Here is a 692-nt window from a genome sequence, read left to right on the forward strand (position 1 = left end):
CCCCCGCGAGCTCCGCGTGCATCGGCGCCCCGCGCCTCGACGCCGAGTCCTCGCGCTCCAGGACGACACAGGCCGTCCCCTGCCCCAGCACGAACCCGTCGCGCCCGGCGTCGAAGGGCCGGCACACCTGGTCCGCCTCGCGGCCGCCGCCCGGGCTCAGCGCGCCCAGGTGGTGCAGCGCCCGCAGCTCCATGGGGGACAGGTCCGCCAGGGGCCCCACCACCACGCAGGCGTCCACTTCATCCAGCTGGAGCAGCTGCCACGCCTTGAGCAGGGCCACGTTCCCGCTGGCGGACGCACCGCCCACGGTGAAGCCCTCGCCCCGGAGGCCCAGCACCTCGCTGAGGACGCCGACGTGGTCCGTGTCCAGGAAGCGCATCGCGTAGCGCGGGTCGATGAACTCCGGGCCCGCCGCGAACTTCTTCGCCGTGTCGTGCTGGAGCCGCGGCGACAGGTTGCTGCCCGCGACGATGAGCCCCACGCGCTCCGCGGGCACGGGCGCGGTGTGCAGCCCCGCGTCCAGCCACGCCTCCAGGGCGCTGAAGGTGGAGCACTCGATGGAGCGCGGCGCGCGCAGGGCCAGGCGGCGGACCTTCTCCAGGAGCGGCCCGGCCCCTCGGGGAGCGACTTCAGGGCGTCCGCGAGCATGAAGCCGTCCAGCTCCGCCGCGGCCGGGAGGCCGGCCAGGGCGG

1 protein-coding gene is annotated in these 692 nt (G+C 75.9%); it reads right to left on the reverse strand.

Annotated elements, in window-relative coordinates:
* The coding region (locus ACLEQD_RS44770) for a beta-ketoacyl synthase N-terminal-like domain-containing protein (RefSeq protein WP_410391975.1) at window positions 1–692 on the reverse strand (692 nt) is incomplete at both ends.

It is taken from the genome of Corallococcus sp. 4LFB (assembly GCF_046520365.1).
GTDB classification, from domain to species: Bacteria; Myxococcota; Myxococcia; order Myxococcales; family Myxococcaceae; genus Corallococcus; species Corallococcus caeni.